Raw genomic sequence first — 19,286 nt, forward strand, 5'->3', positions numbered from 1 at the left:
CAGCCCAGCCCAGCCCCTTCATCTTCGTGTTCGTCTTCAGGTGCATCCGGAATCCCGAATTCGGGATCTGGCATCTGCATTTCGCATCCGTTACCCGATATCCGGCTCCTGCATGCTTGTCCGCATCCGGAGCTTTCTGTCCTCATGGGTTACCTGCAACCCTCTGGGGAGCCTTTGCCCAGTACGAGCGACGAAGAACCCCATCAAACCACATCGGCTATCTTTCGTTAGTTTTTTCATTACATTGAAATATAAGCGTAAATTTAATTAAACTTACTGACGAGTAATAAATTTAAACGCAGATTGTGATCCCGCTCGCTTTTCCGTACGGATTGTTTGGACAAAAAAGGCGCAATAAATAATAGTGTTTGAATAATAAATCATGCCCGAATAATTATTCACAGCGGAGATAAAAAAAGATGAAACGTACCCTGCTTACCGGACTGTTGCTTTCTGCCATGACCCTCTCATCAGCCTCTTTCGCGGCGGATAAAGGGTTGATCGTCATCATCACCCCGTCCCACGATAATCCATTCTTCAAAGCCGAAGCCGACGGCGCATCGCAAAAAGCGAAGGCGCTGGGCTACACCACGCTGGTGGCATCGCACGATGATGATGTTAGCAAGCAGAACCAGCTGATTGAAACCGCCATTGGACGCAAGGCAAAGGCGATTGTGCTGGATAACGCCGGTGCGGACGCGACGGTAGGGCCAGTACAGAAGGCGAAAGATGCCGGGATTCCTACTTTCCTGATCGACCGGGAAATCAACAAATCCGGCGTAGCGGTGGCGCAGATTGTTTCCAATAACTATCAGGGCGCTCAGCTGGGGGCGGAAAAATTCGCAAAACTGCTGAACGGCAAAGGGGAATACGTTGAGCTGCTGGGTAAAGAGTCGGATACCAACGCCGGGGTGCGCTCACAGGGCTATCACGACATCCTCGATGACTACCCGGATATGAAAATGGTGGCTCAGCAGAGCGCCAACTGGAGCCAGACCGAAGCCTTCAGCCGCATGGAAACCATTTTACAAAAAAATCCCAATATCGTTGGCGTGATCTCCGGTAACGACACCATGGCGCTGGGTGCGGAAGCCGCGCTGAAAGCCGCCGGAAAAACCAACGTCGTGGTGGTGGGCTTTGACGGCAGTGACTACGTGCGCGACTCCATTATCAATAAAGGCAACATCAAAGCGACGGTGCTGCAACCGGGCTGGGCGCAGGCGCAGATGGCCGTTGAGCAGGCCGATTACTACCTGACTAACGGCAAAGCGCAGAAAGAAGAGAAACAGCTGATGGACTGCGTGCTGATTGACGACGCCAACGCCAGCAAGCTGAAAACCTTTAATCTCTCTAACTGATTCGGGAGCCGATGATGGTGACGAAACTTCCGCTCGCCGTTCTGCTGAGCGCCAGTATGCTGCTCAGCGGCTGCACGGTGGTCGACCTTGATGAAAACGGTCAGCCCATCCTGCCAAAAGACCCGGCAGCGAAAGCCAGCTTTAGCAGTCAGACCCCGCAGCAGATCGCGCAGGAGAACTGGGACAGCAGGGTACTGAAAGGGGCGCAGGATCGCGCCCTCACCTGGAATGACATGAAGAATAAAAGCACCGAGCTGAAGGCGGAGACCAGCAGCAGCGTCTTTGTGCAGGCTACCGGAACGGTTACTGCGGTTAGCGACGACGCCGAGCGTGAACGCCTGCTGACGGTGACGATTAATGGCGAATCGGTGCCGGTGGCCATCGGGCCGGTGATCCGCAGCAACGCCATTCGGGATGCGGCCGGGTTTAAATTTGAAGAATTCACCAACCAGGTACAGTTCGCCAGGCTGACCAAAGCGCTGAACCAGCAAAACGTTCAGCAGCTGCCGAAGATCGACGGCAGCTGGGTTGGCAAGCCCGTTCAGCTGACGCTGGCCGTGACCCTGCAACCGCAGCGGATAGAGGATGCGGTCGCCGTGGTCATCAAGCAGGAGCAGCCGTAATGAGCCACACCGATCCGATTATTCTGCAAACCCGCGCGGTGTCGATGCTGTTTCCCGGCACGCTGGCGCTGGACAACGTCGACTACCGCGTCTGGCGCGGCAAGGTCAACGTCATTATCGGCGAGAACGGCGCGGGTAAATCCACGCTGATGAAAATCCTCGCCGGGGTGCAGCAGCCGACCAGCGGTGAGATCTGGCTCAACGGCAAGCAGGTGCAGCTCAGCAGCACCCGCGCGGCATCGAAGCTGGGTATTGGCATGGTGCATCAGGAGCTGAACCTGTTTGAAAACCTGTCGGTGGCGGAAAATATTTTCCTTGGCCGCGAACTGCAAAAAGGCGTGCAGCCGATCGATGAAAAAGCGCAGGAGGCACGCACCGCCGAGCTGATGCAGCGGCTCGATCAGGCGATTTCGCCGCGCGAGCTGGTCGCTAATCTGAAAGTGGGGCAGCAGCAGCTGGTGGAGATTGCCAAGGCGCTGGCGGAAAACACCGACATTCTGATCCTCGACGAGCCGACCTCGGCACTGAGTAAAACCGAGGTTGAGATCCTGTTCCGGGTGATCCGCGAACTGACCCGTCAGGGAGTGTCGATTATCTATATCTCGCACCGTCTGGAAGAGCTGATGGCGATTGGCGACACCATCACCATCCTGCGCGACGGCCGCTTCCAGGCGGAAGCGCAGGTTAACGAGATTGACGTGCCGTGGATCGTCCGTGAAATGCTCGGTAGCGAGCCGGTCAGCAGCTTCCTGACCCCCGATCGCCAGTTCGGCGCGACGGTGCTGGAAGCGGAAAACATCACCTGCGTCGGCCCTGCCGGTAACGCGGTGGTTAACGACGTCTCATTCAGCGTTCGCGCCGGGGAAATCGTCGGTATTTATGGCCTGATGGGCGCGGGGCGCACCGAACTGTTCGAATGCCTGCTTGGCACCCAGCCTTCGTATCTTGGCAAGCTGTGGCTGGACAGCAAACCGGTGCCGCAGCGACTGTCGACCGCCGACCGCATCCGTATGGGCATGAGTCTGGTGCCGGAAGACCGCAAGCGCACCGGCATTTTCCCCATCTCATCGGTAGCCAGCAACCTGACGATTGCCAGCCTGTGGCAGCGTCTGGAGCACCGTTTTGCCATCTCTCACAAACAGGAGATAGCGGTGGTCAGCAGCACGGTCAGCAATCTGTCGATCAAAATTTCCTCGCCGGAGGTGGCGATCAACGCGCTGAGCGGCGGTAACCAGCAGAAGGTGGTGATTGGCCGCTCGCTGCTGACCAACCCGCGCCTGCTGCTGCTGGATGAACCCAGCCGGGGCATTGATATCGGGGCGAAGGCCGACGTGTTCCGCATGATGGTCAAGCTGTCAGAGCAGGGGATCGCGGTGCTGTTTTCCACCTCGGATCTGAAAGAAATTATGGCGGTTTCCGACCGTATTCTGGTGATGTCAGGCGGCAAGCTGACCGCCGATATTCCACGCGCGGCGGCAGAAGAGTCCACGCTGGTGAAAGCAAGTGCACAGGGGTTTTAACATGACACAACTTTCCGGGAAAGCGCAGTCGGCGCCTGCGATGAAAGCCTTTAACTCGCGGGAGGGATTGATCCTGCTGCTGTTAAAAATGCGCACCTTTATTGCCCTGATTTTAATCGTTGGATTCTTCGCCATCACCGTGCCGGACTTCCTCGCCGTCGGTAGCATGGTGATCATGATTAAACATATCGCCATCAACGCCTTCCTGGCGCTGGGCATCACCTTCGTGATTATTACCGCCGGGATTGACCTGTCGATCGGGGCCACGCTGGGGCTGTGCGGGATGATTGCGGGCTGGCTGATTACCAAAGGCATCGTACTGCCCGCCTTCGGCATCGCGATTTTTCCCAGCGTCTGGGTGGTGGTGCCGCTGGTGCTGCTGATCGGCGGGCTTATCGGTGCGGCCAACGGCTGGATCATCACCCGCTATAACGTCGCGCCGTTTATCTGCACGCTGGGCACCATGTATATCCTGCGCGGTGCAGCGATGCTCACCTCCGGCGGTGAAACGTTCCCCGGGCTACAGGGCAATCCGCAGCTCGGCAATACCGGCTTTGACAAGATCGGCTCCGGCTACTTCCTCGGCCTGCCGTGGGCAATCTGGATGATGATTTTGCTGGCGCTGGTCATCGCCTACGTCGCTCGCCGCCTGCCGTTTGGCCGCCAGGTCTATGCGATTGGCGATAACGAGCGCGCCGCCGAACTGTCCGGCGTGCGGGTAAAGCGGGTGAAAATCTTTGTTTACGCCATCTCCGGCCTCTGTGCGGCGATCGCGGGCATCGTGGTGTCCTCGCAGCTGGTGGCCGCCCACCCGGCAAACGGTACCGCCTTTGAGATGAACGCCATTGCCGCCGTGGTACTGGGCGGCACCTCGCTGGCCGGCGGGCGCGGCACCATCCTCGGCACGCTGATCGGCGCGTTCGTTATCGGCTTCCTCGCAGACGGCCTGATTATGATGGGCGTCAGCGAATTCTGGCAGATGGTGATTAAGGGCATCGTGATCATCATTGCGGTGATTATCGACCAGATGCAGAGCCGCATGCAGCAAAAGGCGGCGGTGGTGGCGCAGAAGGCGCTGCTGGTTGAAGCCGAAGCCACGCGGACAGCCTGAGGTCCGACCGTGCCAGCCTGACGTATAGCAAAACGATTTCGACCCCGGACGGGTGACCCCGTTCTTATTTTCATCCCCGGGCGGCGGCGGCGGCGTGATCCGCAGCGTGCCGCCCGGCAGATAAATTAACAACCTTGCAGCCCCGGCTGCGTGATATTCAGCATGGAGAAGACCCATTATGACAACCTACAACTACCCAAAATTTGGCGCTGGTCTCTGGCATTTTGCAAACTACGTTGACCGTTACGCGGTAGACGGCTACGGCCCGGCGTTGAGTACTCTTGAGCAGATCAAAGCGGCGAAAGAGGTCGGCGATCTTTCCTATGTTGACGTGCCGTATCCGTTCTCGCCGGGTGTAACCCTCAGCCAGGTGAAAGAGGCGCTGGCCGATGCCGGACTCAAAGCGATCGGCATCACCCCGGAGATCTATCTGCGCAAATGGTCGCGCGGGGCCTTTACCAACCCGGACCCGGTGGCGCGTGCAGAAGCGCTGAAGCTGATGAACGAAGCGGCGGACGTGGTGCGTGAGCTGGGTGCCAGCTACGTAAAAGTCTGGCCGGGCCAGGACGGCTGGGACTACCCGTTCCAGGTCGATCACAAGCAGCTGTGGAAGCTGGCGGTAGACGGCATGCGCGAGCTGGCGTCAGCTAACCCGGACGTGAAATTTGCCATTGAATACAAACCGCGCGAGCCGCGCGTAAAAATGACCTGGGATTCGGCGGCGCGCACACTGCTGGGCATTGAGGATATCGGGCTGGATAACGTTGGTATCCTGCTGGACTTCGGCCACGCGCTGTTTGGCGGCGAGTCCCCGGCGGATTCCGCTCAGCTGATTATCGATCGCGGTCGTCTGTTTGGTATGGACGTTAACGACAACCTGCGCGGCTGGGACGATGACCTGGTGGTGGGTACCGTGCATATGACGGAAATTTTCGAGTTCTTCTATGTACTGAAGATCAACAACTGGGACGGCGTCTGGCAGCTGGATCAGTTCCCGTTCCGTGAAGATAACGTTGAGGCCGCGCGCCTGTCGATTCGTTTCCTCAAGCACATTTACCGCGCGCTGGATAAGCTGGATATTCCTGCATTACAGGAAGCGCAGTCGCGCCAGGATGCGATGCAGGCCCAGCGCATTATTCAGAACGCGCTGCTGTCATCGATCGAAGAGTAATCCCCGCTTCAGAAATCCGTCGGGCAACCGGCGGATTCTCACATTCCTCCCTCTTCAAAGTGTTAAATCCCCGTAAAAATCAGGGTTTGATATCGAAAATCTTAATAAAAATACAAATGAAAATCATTACCATCTGTTTCAAATTTTATATATTCTAAACACACTTCGTTGACGTTGCTGCGCGCGAATCGCGATTTGGCCGATGCATAAAGCCCCGGTTGGATAAACGTTAACGTGTTAACTCTTTGGCCGCGTTAGCGTTTAGCGGCTATCCCTGCTGGGAAACACAGCACTGCAGCAAAGATCGCTGTTATCCAGAGTGTTACTGCGAGGTTTGGTTGATGTGGAACCTGAAAAGCCTGTTTAATAAGCATGCTCAGGAAATTCAACGTTTTTTGCAGAAGCGCGGGCATGGTCCCGACGTGGCTGCGGATTTAACCCAGGATGTGTTTCTGCGGATTTTAGGCTCCGCAGCGCCAAAACGGGATGATAATCCGCGTGCCTATCTGCATATGGTGGCGCGCAGTCTTTCGGTGGATCTCTATCGCCGTGAGAAAATCGCCTCGATCGACTATCTGTCGGAAGAGGCCTACTGCGAGCTGCCGGATGAATCGCCCGATCCGGAAAGGGTGACCTCCGATCGTCAGCAGCTGGCGGTGCTTGACCGTGGTCTGACGGCGCTGCCGGAGCAGACCCGGCGTGCCTTTGAGCTCTATCGCTTAGGGGATATGACCATTGCTGAAGTGGCACAGGAACTGGATTTATCGGTGTCCCATACCTGGACGCTGATCCGCCGTGCCTACCAGCATTTACGCACCACGCTGGATGATGATGCGAAGCACTGATGACTTTGCACAGCGACAGCGCGTGTAATTCCCTATAATCTGAATTACCTTTTATTCCCGTTGCCGCAAAGCCGCCGGAATTTGCCAATAATGACTGAGAAAATGTCGCAACACGAAAAGCTGTTTGAAGAAGCCTTCGACTTGATTATTCGCCTGCACGGTGATCCGGGGAATCCGGCCGCGCGCGAACTGGCCGAACGTTGGCGCGCGCGCGGCAAAGAGCATGAGGCGGTGTGGGCCGAAGCCGTTCATCTGCACGGCATGACCGGCAGGGTGGTTCAGGCCCGCAGCCAGACCGTTGCGCAGCCGGTGGGTATTTCTCGTCGGCGCTTTGTGCTGGGCGGTTCCGTTGCCGTGGCGGCAGCCGCTACCGGCCTGGCGCTGGCACCCGGCGTTCTGTTGCAGATGAAAGCCAGTCATTTAACCTCGACCGGCGAAATCCAGCAAATTCCGCTGGAGGACGGTTCAGAAATTATTCTTGGCCCCAACAGCGCCATTGCTTCCCGTTTCACAGCCGATGAGCGCCGCATTGAACTCCTGAACGGAATGGCCTGGCTTAATGTTGCCGACGACGCCCGTCGGCCGTTTAACGCGGTGGTGGAAGGGATGCAGGTGGTGACGCAGAAAGGGGCTTTTGACCTCAGCCGCGATGCCGACCTGCTGACCGTTGCCGTTGAACAGGGCGCGGTGGACGTCGCCACTCCTGGCCTGTCGCTGTCGCTAAACGAATCGGTCACCGCCGGCAGCTGGCTGTCGCTGGATCGCGATGGCGGTCTGGTGGAGCGCGGCACCCGCAATCCGCAGCAGTTTTCGTCCTGGCGCAGCGGCATGCTGGTGGCAGAGAGTGAAACGGTGGCCGCCGTGGTAGCGCGCATTTCCCGCTGGGTGCCGGGTAAAGTGCTGATTGCCAGCCGCGAGCTGGGCGAACAGCGTATCAGCGGCGTGTATAACCTCGCCAATCCGCAGCGTGCGCTGGCGGCGGTGATCCAACCCTACGCCGGAAAAGTGCGCGAAATTACCCCCTGGTTGACCATTATTTCCGCAGTCTGAAAAAAAATTTAAAATTTCTCAGAAAAATCTCAACTCTCGTTCGTTTTATTAAGTAAGAACTGGCTCGGATACGAATCCGCAAAGCCAGCGTACTGATTAATAACACCTGCGGAGTTAAAATGAAGTCTGTGAAGTGCAAACGCGCGGAATCGCGCAACGGCAAAAAGTGGCTGGTGGCAGCCGTGTTCCGTACCAGCGCAATTTCTCTGGCGCTGATGTCGATGCAGCAAAGTGCGTTTGCGCAAACTTCGCCGGTCTCCTTCAATATTCCGGCTGGCTCCCTTTCCGGCGCTATCGCCGAGTTTGGCCGCCAGTCCGGCGTGCAGGTCAGCTATCCACCGGAATTCGCCGCAGGCAAACAGTCGGCGGGCGTCAAGGGTGCCGTCTCGTCGGAAGCGGCGCTGGGCCGCATTTTACAAGGCTCCGGGCTTTCATATCAGTTTGTGAACAGCGACAGCGTCACCCTGGTTAACGGCGGTGCGGCGGCCAACACGTCTGCGTCTGCATCAGCGGCGGACGACTCGCTGCTGCTGGGCACCATCACCGTCACCAGCCGCGCGGGCAGCGATCCGGCCGATGCGCCCTGGCAGGGGGCCAGCTCTCGCGCCCACCTCTCCGCCGAGCAGGTTGAGCGTTTTAGCGGCACATCTGTTGGTGATTTTTTATCGGGTATCCCGGGCGTACTGAACGGTGACGGCCGCAACTCCGGCGCGGTGGACGTGAACATTCGCGGCCTGCAGGGGCAGGGGCGCGTACCGGTGCTGGTTGACGGCGCCAGCCAGGAAACCACCGTCTATCAGGGCTATAACGGCTCCACGGCGCGCACCTATATCGACCCGGACTTTATCGGCTCGGTTGATATTGAAAAAGGGGCCAGCATGGGGGCCGATTCTACCGGCGCGGTCGGCGGGATTGTGCGAATGAGCACCATCGGCGTGAAGGATATCCTGCTGCCGGGCCACGATTTTGGCGTGCGTCTCAAAGGTAACTTTAATACCAACAGCCGCAGCGCGCCGTCGCCGGGCACCACCGGCGGCCTGACCAACCTCGGCACCTATTACAGCTGGGATGAGTTCCCGAGCGGCTTCGGTGATTCATCCGGGACAAATCGCCCGTCGGCGCTGAAACCGACCGGCGGCTCCGGCAGCATCGCCATCGCTGGCACCACCGATGCGGTGGATGTGCTGGCCGCCTATGCCCAGCGTTATAACGGCAACTATTTCGCCGGTAAACGCGGTGGAGACGATGCTCACGCGGTGATTTCAGGCCCAACCGGGCCATTCGGTGAGGTTAACGTCACCGACGGTAATCCACTGACGGCATACCGTGCGGGCGAGGAGGTATTAAACACCTCGCGCGATACGGAGTCATGGCTGCTGAAAGGCACTTTCCGCTTCCAGGACAACCAGAAGTTTGAGCTGGGCTACTCACGCTATATGACCCGCTACGGCAATATTCTCGGTTCGCAGCTGATGAGCTACTTCAATTCGCAACCCTATCAGGGATTGCTGAGTACCATCGATCTGGCAACATGGACCGGTCGCTACAGCTGGAAACCGGAAGACAGCAACCTGATTGATGTGAAGGTCGATACCTTCTACTCCGACGTAGACAACCGCGTTAACTCTGTATTCAACAGCTCTGGCACGCTGTATCCGCAATACTTCTGGCTGGCGTCGAATCGCTGGGGCGGCAACGCGTCGAACACCTCACGTTTCTATAGCGATATTGCCGATGTGACCTGGCAGTATGGCGGTTCATTTACCCGTGAAAACGTGGGATTGCCTGACGGCGTGGATGAAGCGACCATGTCCGGATCGCGTTTTGGCTGGCGCAAAGAGTACAGCGGATTCAGCACCCTTGAAGTGAAGCCGCTCGACTGGGTGACCCTGAGCGGAAACCTGCGCTATTCCACCTTTGAAAGCTTTGACCGCAGCCCGACGCTTGAATCGCCGTTTACGCGCAAAGATCACGGCTGGTCACCGATCTTCAGTCTGATGGTGGAGCCTCTGGATGGCTTCCAGGCTTATGGTAAGTACGGCAGCGTTCTGCGTTCGCCAAGCATCTTTGAATCGATCACCGGTCCGTCATTCTCGGTACCCACTGCGGATAATCCGGTGGCGCCTGAACGCAACAAGAGCCTTGAGTTCGGTGTTAACTATCTGATGGATGGCGTGTTCTTGCCGGATGATAAGCTGCGTTTCCACGGGGCCTGGTTCAGTAACCACATCGACAACTACATCACGCGCGGAAATATCAAACGCTATACGGCCAGTGGACGGGAAAACTACCAGCTGGGCCGCATGAATCTGGACTATGCAGAAATGCGTGGCATTGAGCTGTCCGCACAGTATGACAGCGGACGGGTGTTCGGCAGCGTGGCGTGGAATCACTACACCGACATTATGTTCTGCGCCAAAGACGGCGTAATACATCCAGCCGCCAGCCGCTGTGCGCCGGGTGGCCTCTACAACAGCTTTGCGCAGCAGCAGGTCCCGCCAAAAGATACCGTGACGGTAAACCTGGGATCGCGCTTCCTGGACAGCGATCTGACTGTAGGAACACGTATTAGCTACATCGGCAGCCGTTTTGTTGAGGGGCTGGGTGCGGACGAAGGGCTCGGGCAGGTTTCAGGTATGTACTCCATCGCGCCGTCGGACTGGAAGCCTTACACCCTGGTCGATCTCTACGCCAGCTACAAACTAAACCAGAACGCCACCTTCGATCTGTCGGTGGATAACCTGACCGACCGTTACTACGTCGATGCGCTGAACACCATTCCGATCCCTGCGCCAGGCCGTACCGTGCGCGGTGGCGTGACGCTGAAATTCTGATGTTAAACAAATGCCGCCTGCCGCAGAGCAGGCGCATGGGAGAAAATCAATGAGCGATGTGAGTACCCAAACCGAAAACCTGACCCGCGCGCAGCGGCTGAAGGTGGCCACCACCAGCAGCCATGACAGCCTGGATCAGCGCATTATGGCGGGCGACCCGTTTGCCAGCCGCGAACGTTACGGTCTGTTTGTGAAGGTGCAGTACCAGTTTCATCGTGAAATCGATGCATTGTATGAATCTGCGCTGTTGGAGCCGCTGCTGCCTGATTTAGCCGGGCGACGTCGCTTCCCGCTGATTGGCCAGGATCTGGCCGACCTGGGGCAGGAACTGCCGCAGCCGGAAAGCGCAACGGCATTCAGTACGGCGGAAATCCCGGATATTGCCAGTGCTCTGGGCTGGCTGTACGTGGCGGAAGGCTCCAATATCGGCGCCGGTTTCCTGATCAAACAGGCGGAGAAGCTGGGGCTGTCCGGCGAGTTTGGTGCGCGCCATCTTGCCGGTGCGCCGGAAGGGCGAGGCCGCCACTGGCGTACCTTTACCGCCGCGCTGGACCAGCTGCCGCTGGACGAAGCCGGGGAAGCGCGCGCAATTGCCGGTGCGCAGCAGGCCTTTGCCCGCGTGCGTGAGTTGGTTGAACACTATTATGCGCGTTAGGCCATAGAGCCACACAGGCAGTGAACAGTCGTCCAGGACGTTGAGATTGTCAGTTAGCTGTTTTGCTGGTGGAAAGGATGCCTGCCAGCTGTCAGTCGTTGTGCCCGAACACAGGGAGTGTGAGGGAGTAAAAGCAGTACCCGAAGTAAGCAGTACGAGTATGTAGTAAATCCTCCCGACGTCAGGAAGGATTGCACCTACATTATGTAATGATAATCATTTGTGTTTTCATTCAATGTATTTCCACTTTTAACCTATGCTTTTCAGGAAAAATGAAATGAATCAGATTATGAAGAAATCAGTACTTGCTCTTGCTCTGTTTGGCGCAGCCGGTGCTGCTCAGGCCGTAGTCGTCACTAACCAGAGCTACACGGAAACGGGTGGGATTCGCGTTGGTCAGACAACTGCAGCTGTACCGACTCCTGCCGCCGGCGTTGATGGTCAGCTGTATGGTGCCAAAGCTACCTTTACTCACTTTGCTTCACCGACCTATCAGGATGCGAGTGGGGCATTCCACTTCAGCGGTCGCGAAATGGTGGCGGATGGCGCACCGGGTCCTGCGGGTCCTGGCCCGGATCACACTAAACTGGGCGTATGGTCATTTGCCAAAGTCGGTACTCAGGACGTCTGGTTCGGCGAATGGGATGGCGAAGCCACTTCAGGCGCCGTGGGCACCAAAACGGCCGGTACCCACACGGTGTTCTACGCGGGTGAAAACGGTGACGTAGCCACCACGCTGCCAACGGCTGCACCGGTTAGCTACACAATTAAGTCCATCAATCAGTACAGCGGCACGCTGCCAACCAGTACGCTGAGCGCCAACTTCAACACTAAAGTGGCCAGCTCTTCCGGTGACATCAACTTCACCGGCGGCACCATCAGCACTGTCGGTACTGATGTGCGTCTGGCAGCAACCAGCGTAGGCGTGCTGAGTGCTTCCGGCACCGGCGGTACGCTGGACGGTAAATTCTTCGGCACCGGTGCCAGCGCAGTGGCCGGTATCGTTAAGTTTGCCGATCGCAACAAAGATACCGCATTCGGCGGTACTAAGAACTAATCCGGTGGCGAATCTCACCACCTTACGTGCAGGGATCAACCCCTCAGCGGGAACGACGCTGATGGTCTGATTCGCTGCCTTCCCGGGAGCAAAGGCCGCTGGTCTTTGCTCTTTTTTGCGTCCGCTCTGCCCGTTCCGAGCGGCACCGTTGCCTCAGGGATCATGATCTATGCCGACCGTTCCGTTACCCGTTGCCCGCTACTTTACACCGCGCCGCGCCGCACTCAGCCTGATTGCGCTGCTGATGGCCTCCGTTACCGTCACGGCGGTGGCGCAGGAGCGTGAAGATACGCGGCGCATGCTCGAAATGAGCATTGAGCGCCAGGGGGCCGAACGCGAGCGCGAAATACTGAAAGATGAAACGGCCACTGGCCAGCGGCCCACGCTGACCATTGACGGCCAGACCTACCAGGTGGAACACACCGCCAGCGCGCTGGGCCAGGCGCTCTATCTTTCACTGCAGTATCAGCAGTGGCAGGCGGCCAACCGTTTCCTGCAGGAGTACCTGACCCTGCCGGATCGCGACCCGCTGCTGGAACACTATGCCCGCGGAATGCTGGCGCGGGTGGTGGGCGATAACGACACCGCTATTACCGAATTCCGCAAGCTGCTGGCACAGCAGCCGGACTTTATTCTCGGCAGGCTGGAGCTGGCAAGAACGCTGTTTGACGATGCGCAGGAGCGTGAAGCGAAAGAGGCCTTTGCCGATGCGCTGGCGATTATCGACGCCCGCGATCCGCAAACCGCCGGGGTGCGCAAAACCATCGGTGCCTACCAGCAGGCGCTGGAAAAACGCGGCGACTGGAGCGGCTCGTTCTCCTTCGGCCCCAGCTGGAGCGACAACGTCAACCGCACCTCGGCCAGCCGCACCTGTCTGATTAGCGACAGTACCGGCTTCTGCTACTACGAGCGCGCGCTGCCGGAGGCGTTAAAAGCCACCGGCACCGATTTTGACTTCAGCGTTCAGCGCCGACTGGCGATAAAAGGGCATCACGGCGTGTATCTGCGCTCGCTGCTGTACGGCACGCAGTATCGCAATCACGGTGAATTTAACGAAACCACCGTGACGTTACAGGGCGGCTACAGCTATCGCGATGCGCGCCAGCAGCTGATGCTGGCCCCGTCGTTTGAATATTACGAGTGGGGCAACGATGCGATGTACGGCGCGCCCGGCGTGCACGGCGAGTGGAGCTATATGCTGTCGTCCGCCTCGCTGGTTAAGCTGGAGGCGGATTATAAAGACATGCAGTATCGCCGCGCCGACTACGCCCGCAACTTTGACGGCGCGCAGCAGTCGCTGTACGGCACCTGGTACCGCGAGCTGACGCCGGGCTGGACGGTGTTTGGCGGGCTGGATTTCGTCAACAGCCACGCGAAGGACCCGACGGCGGAATATCAGCAGAAGGGCGTGCGGCTGGGGGCCTCGCTGCGCTTTTATGCCGGGTTTGACGGCACGCTTTCCGCCTCTTACCGCCAGCGTGACTATGAGCTGTACAACCCGCTGATTGAAGTGCGTCGGCGCGACCAGGAGCAGAACTATACCCTGGTTCTGCGTGCGCCGCGCTGGGATCTGGCCGGATTTGTTCCCAGCCTGACGCTGCGCCACAACCGGGTGAAAAGTAACGCCGACTGGATCTACTCCTACAACCGCAACGACGCTAGCCTCAAACTGGAGTACAGCTTCTGATCGGGGAAGCCTCTCAGATCGCAATCGCCTTGCCAGCGTGCAGATAACGCTGGCAAGGCGGCGAATCTTTAGTTGAGGTCCGTGCGGGCGTGATTCGGGCTGACGGTCAGGCCTTCCCGACTCGGCGCGGCGTCTCGCGGCGGAAGCCCAGACCGATCATCCAGCCGAAAACGTAAGGCAGGAAGCGGTAGCGTTTCACGATGCGCGGTATCGGGCTGGTCTGGCCCGGCTCGCGTTTTTTGCCGCTCATCTTTATCTGAATAAACTGGGTGGCGCAGGTCGGGAACTGGCGGCGGCGCTGCACCTTATTCAGCTGGTGCAGGCTGACCTCGCCATTGAGCAGCGGGCGGGTGAGCAGGTTGGCGGTGGAGACCGCGTCCTGGATCGCCAGGTTCACCCCCACGCCGCCAATCGGCGACATCGCGTGCGCCGCATCGCCGATGCACAGCAGGCCCTCTTTCGCCCAGCTGTCGAGCCGATCAATACGGATCTCCAGCAGCCGCAGCTTGCTCCAGCGATCCAGCTCCGCCAGCCTGTCGGCGGGGAAGGGTGAAACCGTGGCGACATGCTGCTTAAAGGCATCAATACCGGCGGCCTCCAGCTCACCAAACTGGCCCTTGGTAATGGAATAGCCGCACTGCCAGAAACTTCCGCGATCGATCATAATAAAGTTCTGCTTCGGCCCTTTATGGCCCATCCCCCACTGCGGGTCCTCTTCGCGCTTATCCAGGCGGAACCAGACCACGTCGCGCGGTGCGCCGAACGATTTTCCGCTCAGCTGCGCTTTTTCCCGCACCTTTGAGTGGCGGCCGTCGCAGCCGACCACCAGCCGGGCACGAACCTCACGCGTCTGGCCGTTGGCAATCGCGCGCACGCCGCATACCCGGCCGTCGGCAGTGATCAAATCGTCAAAGGCACAGGATTGCAAAAGGGTAAAACCGGGAAGGGCGCTGGCGCGCTCGGCGAGAAAATTCAGGAAGTCCCACTGCGGCATAAAGGCGATAAATTTGCACTTCACCGGCAGGCGGGTGAAGTTTGCCAGCGTCACCTCTTCGCCACCGACCTCGGCCTGTAGCTTTTCGGCGCGCTGGTGGGGCAGCTTCAGCAGATCCTCAAGCAGCCCGAGGTGATGCATGATCTGTAGCGTTGAGGGGTGAATGGTGTCACCGCGAAAATCGCGTAAAAAGTCGGCGTGCTTTTCCAGAACCACAACCTGCACGCCTGCCCGTGCCAGTAAATAGCCGAGCATCAAACCGGCAGGACCACCGCCGACGATGCAACAGTCGGCGGTGAGCGTTTCCGCTGTCCGATCCATACAATCCACCTCTGCAATGCGATAAGTGAATTATATGATAATGCTTATCATTATCTATATCGAGTCATGATTTGCCTGCGGACGCGGATTATTTAATTTCCACCGCGTAGTCTGCCACCGGGGTGATTTTTTTAATCAGCTTATTATCAAACAGGAACTGCTCGTAGGCCTGGTAGCGGGCGGTGTCCAGATGCGCCGGATCGCGGGCGAACAGCGGCAGTGATTTCTGCCACGCCTGGCGGTTCAGCTCGGTGTTCAGCTCCGGGTGGCTGCTGGCAAAGGCCTTCCAGGTTTCCTGCGGGTGTGCCTGAAGATAGTCGTTACCCTTCTTCAGCGCGGCGAGGAATTTGGCTATTTTCGGCTTGTTGACGTCATCGCGGTTAGCGACAATCACCAGCTCGTCATACGCCGGAACGCCGTAGTCTTCCACGTTGAACACCTTAGGATCTTTGCCCTGGATTTGCAGTTCCAGCGCCTCGATATTGCGATAGCCGCCGATCACCGCATCCACCTGGCCCGCCAGCAGCGCACCGGTCAGCTGGAAGTTGACGTTAACCGGGGTGATATCGGCAGAGGAAATCCCCTCGTGCTTGAGCATGGTGCCCAGCGTGGCTTCTTCAATGCCGGTCACCGAGAAGCCGACTTTTTTGCCTTTCAGATCGGCAGGCGATTTAATGTTTTTATCCAGCGTCATCACCGTGTTTAGCGGCGTATTCACCAGCGTGCCGACGCGCACCAGCGGTAATCCCTGGTCGGCGAAGAAGTGCAGCTGCGGCTGATAGGTGATAGCCAGATCGGCTTTCTTTGCGGCCACCAGGCGCGGCGGCAGGGAAGGATCGGACGGCGGCACGATCTTCACGTCCAGCCCTTCGGCTTCAAACGCGCCAATCTGCTCGGCAACGATAATCGGCGCGTGGTCCGGGTTAACGTACCAGTCCAGCATCAGCGTGACGTTTTCCGCCGCGGCGGCGTGGCCCGCGATGGCCGTTCCCAGCAGCAGGGCGCAGAGGTTCTTTTTCATTGCTGTTATTCCTTGTTATGTCGTTTGCAGATGGTTATTCCGCCGTCCAGTTAATCAGGCGGCGCAGCAGGCTATCGACGGCAACCCAGAGCAGCACCGTCATCAGAATCAAAATAAACAGCGCGGCGAACAGCTGGTCGGTCTGCATCCGCGCATTAGCGTTGAGCATCAGATAACCCAGACCTTCGGCCGAGCCGACCCATTCGCCGATAATCGCCCCGATGGGGGCCACGGCGGCCGCCATGCGCAGCCCGGTGCCGAAGGCGGGCAGCGCCGCCATCAGCCGCACGTGGCGCAGCAGCGCCCACGGGGAAGCTCCCATCGTGCGGGCCAGATCGAGGTAGTCGTTATTCACCCGGCGCAGACCATCAAAGAATGCCGAAGTGACGGGGAAGAAGATCACCAGCACCGCCATCGCCACCTTGGCGCTCATGCCAAAGCCGAACCACAGCACCAGCAGCGGGGCGAGGGCAAACACCGGGATCGCCTGACTGGTCAGCACCAGCGGCATCAGCCAGCGCTGTAAGCGTGGGGAATACACCATGCTCAGCGCCAGCAGTGCGCCGAGCAGCACCCCGAGCAGCAGGCCGCTGACCACCTCCGATGCTGTTACCAGCGAGTGGTAGGCCAGGAATCCGCGACCCTCCCACAGCGCCTGCGCTACGGCGGCGGGCGTCGGCAGCAGAAACGCCGGAATATTGCTCAGCGTAGCCAGCCACCACAGCAGCACCAGACCGATAAACACCGTTAGCCCGCGGCCCCATTTAGCCAGACGACTGTCCTGTTGATGGCTCATTCTGCGGCCCTCACCAGCTGTTGCAGCAGCTCGGCCTGACTCTTCAGCAGGTCGGCATCATCCGGCGCGCGCGGCGGCAGGCCACCGATATGATGGCTGTCATCAATACCTGCCGGATGCGGAGACAGCACCAGCAGCCGGTGGCTGAGGCGGCAGGCCTCCATCGGATCGTGGGTGATCAACAGCACGGTATGGTCGGCCAGCAGCTCGGCCGCCAGGGTCTGGATGGTGGCGCGGGTGATGGCATCCAGCGCCGAGAAAGGCTCATCCATCAACACGATCGGCTGGCGCTCGTACAGCGTACGGGCGATCGCCGCGCGCTGCCGCATCCCGCCGGAGAGCGCGGCAGGGCGGTCGTCGCTATGGCCGCTCAGCCCGACCTGTTCCAGCAGATGCTCCGCCCAGGCGAGGTCGGCTTTTTCCCCGCGCAGGCGAGGGCCGAGAGTGATGTTTTCCCGTACCGTCAGCCACGGATAGAGCAGATCCCGCTGGCCCATATAGGCAATGCGCCCCGGAACCGGCAGGCCGTCGCTGGCGGTGACCGAGCCTGACGTGGCCTTAGCTAGCCCGGCGATAATCTTCAGCAGGCTGGTTTTCCCCGCGCCGCTGGCGCCAAGCATGGCGACGAAGGTGCCGCCCTCAATGCGGAAGTTCAGCCGCTCAAAGATAACCCGGTCGCCGAAGCGCAGGGTCAAATCGCGGATGTCGATGCCGGGGCGGGAAATCACGCCGTTCACCACGCGTTAACCGGGTTTTCGACGGCGTTCAGCCCCATCTGCCAGAAGGCACCTTCCAGGCGGGTGGCGGTCGTGAAGATTTCACTCAGCCGATCGAAACGGGCGTCGGCACCGCGCTGCTGGCCCACGCGGTCGAGCAGCTCAATCGCCGCTTTCACGCCGTCCAGATAGCCCTGGTCGCTGTAGTTCTGCATCCACGAAGCGTAAGGATTACCCTCCATCACCGTGGCCGGATCGGCCAGCAGGCGCAGGCCGACTTCCGCATAGCCCGCCACGCAGGGCAGCAGGGCGGCCAGCAGTTCCAGCGCATCGCCCGAGTGGCCGATATCCAGTACGTAGCGGGTGTAGTTGATGGTTTCAGTGGCTTCCGGCTCGTGTTCCATCTGCGTTTCGTTCAGGCCCCATCCAGCGCAGTAGCTGACGTGCAGCGGCAGTTCGGCCACGATGTTATTCAGCGAACCGGCGGCGGCGCGGATGTCCGGCAGGGTGTGGAATTTGGTGACCAGCAGGGCGTAGGCGCGGGCGAAGTGGACGAGGAAAAGATAGTCCTGGGTCAGGTAGCGGCGGAAGGCAATTTCCGGCAGCGTACCGGCACCGAGCTGTTGCAGGAACGGGTGGGCGACGTAGTGTTCCCAGTGCGGTCCGGCATTTTGACGGAGGCGACCAAACAGACCGAATTCGAACATTGAAGCAGGCATAAGATCTCCAAAATCGTGGTGGAGATCCGGGGTGCGGCGGCGGTGTGAAGAGGCAAATACCGATCTGTGTTTGCCAACCCGTCCCTTCGCTGGCATGACCCAGATCAGGTTCAAAGGGTTCGGCATTGCTGCCATCTCAGCCCGTTACAGGACACCCCTCGGAGGCGGTTGTTATACGATATTTATTTTTTGATTACAATCGATTCGTCGGGGGCGCACTGGTGGTGATTGGCTGGTTTATCGAAGCTCGGTGTTCCGTTTGACTGGTGCCTTACGGTAGCCCAACGTTCCGTTTGACCGGATGCTTTACGGAATCTCAGTGTGTCAGCCGACTGGTTGCTCCCCCGTCCGGGCGGTCCTCGCGCCGCTGCGCGGTGCCTTCACTGCGTTCGTCAGCCTGTCGGACCGCCAGAGACGGGCCGTCCGTGGCCCTGCTCTGACTTTCCCCCGCGTCCGTGCGGGTGAATCCTGGCTTCCTCGCTTCGTTCAGCGCTGCGGATTGCCCGCTCGGGGGAACAGCCAGTCTGCTTTTGACTCAGGAGTTGTTTGTAAAGGAAACATGGCTTCGTGCTTTGTATGGTACATGTCTACTGATGTGGGCCTTACAGAAGCTCAGCGTTCCATTTGACCGGATGCTTTACGGAATCTCAGTGTTTCAGCCGACTGGTTGCTCCCCCGTTCGGGCGGTCCTCGCGCCGCTGCGCGGTGCCTTCACTGCGGTCGTTAGCCTGTCGGACCGCCAGAGACGGGCCGTCCGTGGCCCGGCTCTGACTTTCCCCCGCGTCCATGCGGGTGAATCCTGGCTTCC

General features: G+C 59.0%; 16 protein-coding genes and 1 riboswitch. Of the genes, 11 read left to right on the plus strand and 5 right to left on the minus strand.

Annotated elements, in window-relative coordinates; all coding sequences use genetic code 11:
- Positions 1-419: 419 nt before the first annotated feature.
- The 11 genes from IBT47_RS26125 (at position 420) to IBT47_RS26175 (ending at position 13,911) form a co-directional block, all read left to right on the plus strand.
- Positions 420-1,358 carry a D-ribose ABC transporter substrate-binding protein gene (locus tag IBT47_RS26125; protein WP_105594285.1) on the plus strand — a complete coding sequence of 313 codons (939 nt, stop codon included), beginning with the start codon at positions 420-422 and terminating at the stop codon, positions 1,356-1,358.
- Between the two features lie 14 nt (positions 1,359-1,372).
- On the plus strand, positions 1,373-1,981 hold the full coding sequence (locus tag IBT47_RS26130; RefSeq protein WP_200564080.1) for a DUF2291 family protein: 609 nt from the start codon (positions 1,373-1,375) through the stop codon (positions 1,979-1,981).
- On the plus strand, positions 1,981-3,501 hold the full coding sequence (locus IBT47_RS26135; RefSeq protein WP_200564082.1) for a sugar ABC transporter ATP-binding protein: 1,521 nt from the start codon (positions 1,981-1,983) through the stop codon (positions 3,499-3,501). Before IBT47_RS26130 ends, IBT47_RS26135 begins: the two co-directional genes overlap by 1 nt.
- 1 nt (position 3,502) lies before the next feature.
- Positions 3,503-4,612, plus strand: a complete 1,110-nt coding sequence (locus IBT47_RS26140; protein WP_200564084.1) for an ABC transporter permease — start codon at positions 3,503-3,505, stop codon at positions 4,610-4,612.
- 178 nt (positions 4,613-4,790) lie between these two features.
- Complete coding sequence (locus IBT47_RS26145; RefSeq protein ID WP_105594288.1) at positions 4,791-5,783, plus strand: sugar phosphate isomerase/epimerase; 993 nt, start codon at positions 4,791-4,793, stop codon at positions 5,781-5,783.
- Positions 5,784-6,124: 341 nt separating this feature from the next.
- Positions 6,125-6,628, plus strand: coding sequence for an RNA polymerase sigma factor (locus IBT47_RS26150; protein WP_105594289.1), 504 nt, complete (start codon positions 6,125-6,127; stop codon positions 6,626-6,628).
- Positions 6,629-6,730: 102 nt separating this feature from the next.
- Positions 6,731-7,678 carry a FecR domain-containing protein gene (locus IBT47_RS26155; RefSeq protein WP_234472124.1) on the plus strand — a complete coding sequence of 316 codons (948 nt, stop codon included), beginning with the start codon at positions 6,731-6,733 and terminating at the stop codon, positions 7,676-7,678.
- A gap of 119 nt (positions 7,679-7,797) precedes the next feature.
- Positions 7,798-10,512 carry a TonB-dependent receptor gene (locus tag IBT47_RS26160; protein WP_200564088.1) on the plus strand — a complete coding sequence of 905 codons (2,715 nt, stop codon included), beginning with the start codon at positions 7,798-7,800 and terminating at the stop codon, positions 10,510-10,512.
- Positions 10,513-10,570: 58 nt separating this feature from the next.
- Positions 10,571-11,167 carry a biliverdin-producing heme oxygenase gene (locus IBT47_RS26165; RefSeq protein ID WP_200564090.1) on the plus strand — a complete coding sequence of 199 codons (597 nt, stop codon included), beginning with the start codon at positions 10,571-10,573 and terminating at the stop codon, positions 11,165-11,167.
- A 277-nt stretch (positions 11,168-11,444) separates the two neighbouring features.
- A complete protein-coding gene (locus IBT47_RS26170; RefSeq protein ID WP_105594293.1) occupies positions 11,445-12,224 on the plus strand; it encodes a Slam-dependent surface lipoprotein in 780 nt (259 codons plus the stop codon).
- A 169-nt stretch (positions 12,225-12,393) separates the two neighbouring features.
- Complete coding sequence (locus IBT47_RS26175; RefSeq protein ID WP_200564092.1) at positions 12,394-13,911, plus strand: surface lipoprotein assembly modifier; 1,518 nt, start codon at positions 12,394-12,396, stop codon at positions 13,909-13,911.
- 106 nt (positions 13,912-14,017) lie between these two features.
- Here IBT47_RS26175 and IBT47_RS26180 read toward each other — a convergent pair whose 3' ends face one another.
- From IBT47_RS26180 to tenA, 5 genes are all read right to left on the minus strand, one after another.
- A complete protein-coding gene (locus IBT47_RS26180; protein ID WP_200564094.1) occupies positions 14,018-15,226 on the minus strand; it encodes an FAD-dependent oxidoreductase in 1,209 nt (402 codons plus the stop codon).
- A gap of 88 nt (positions 15,227-15,314) precedes the next feature.
- Entirely contained in the window at positions 15,315-16,247 is a 933-nt protein-coding gene (locus IBT47_RS26185; RefSeq protein ID WP_200564097.1) for an ABC transporter substrate-binding protein, read from the minus strand.
- Positions 16,248-16,281: 34 nt separating this feature from the next.
- Positions 16,282-17,043 carry an ABC transporter permease gene (locus tag IBT47_RS26190; protein ID WP_105594296.1) on the minus strand — a complete coding sequence of 254 codons (762 nt, stop codon included), beginning with the start codon at positions 17,041-17,043 and terminating at the stop codon, positions 16,282-16,284.
- Complete coding sequence (locus tag IBT47_RS26195) at positions 17,040-17,771, minus strand: ABC transporter ATP-binding protein (RefSeq protein ID WP_370569958.1); 732 nt, start codon at positions 17,769-17,771, stop codon at positions 17,040-17,042. The genes IBT47_RS26190 and IBT47_RS26195 overlap by 4 nt, the downstream gene beginning before the upstream one ends.
- Positions 17,772-17,776: 5 nt before the next feature.
- Positions 17,777-18,478, minus strand: a complete 702-nt coding sequence (gene tenA / locus IBT47_RS26200; protein WP_200564099.1) for a thiaminase II — start codon at positions 18,476-18,478, stop codon at positions 17,777-17,779.
- 64 nt (positions 18,479-18,542) lie between these two features.
- A riboswitch (TPP riboswitch) is annotated at positions 18,543-18,647 on the minus strand.
- Positions 18,648-19,286: the final 639 nt, after the last annotated feature.

The sequence above is a fragment of the Erwinia sp. S43 genome (assembly GCF_016624745.1).
Classification (GTDB): Bacteria; Pseudomonadota; Gammaproteobacteria; order Enterobacterales; family Enterobacteriaceae; genus Erwinia; species Erwinia coffeiphila.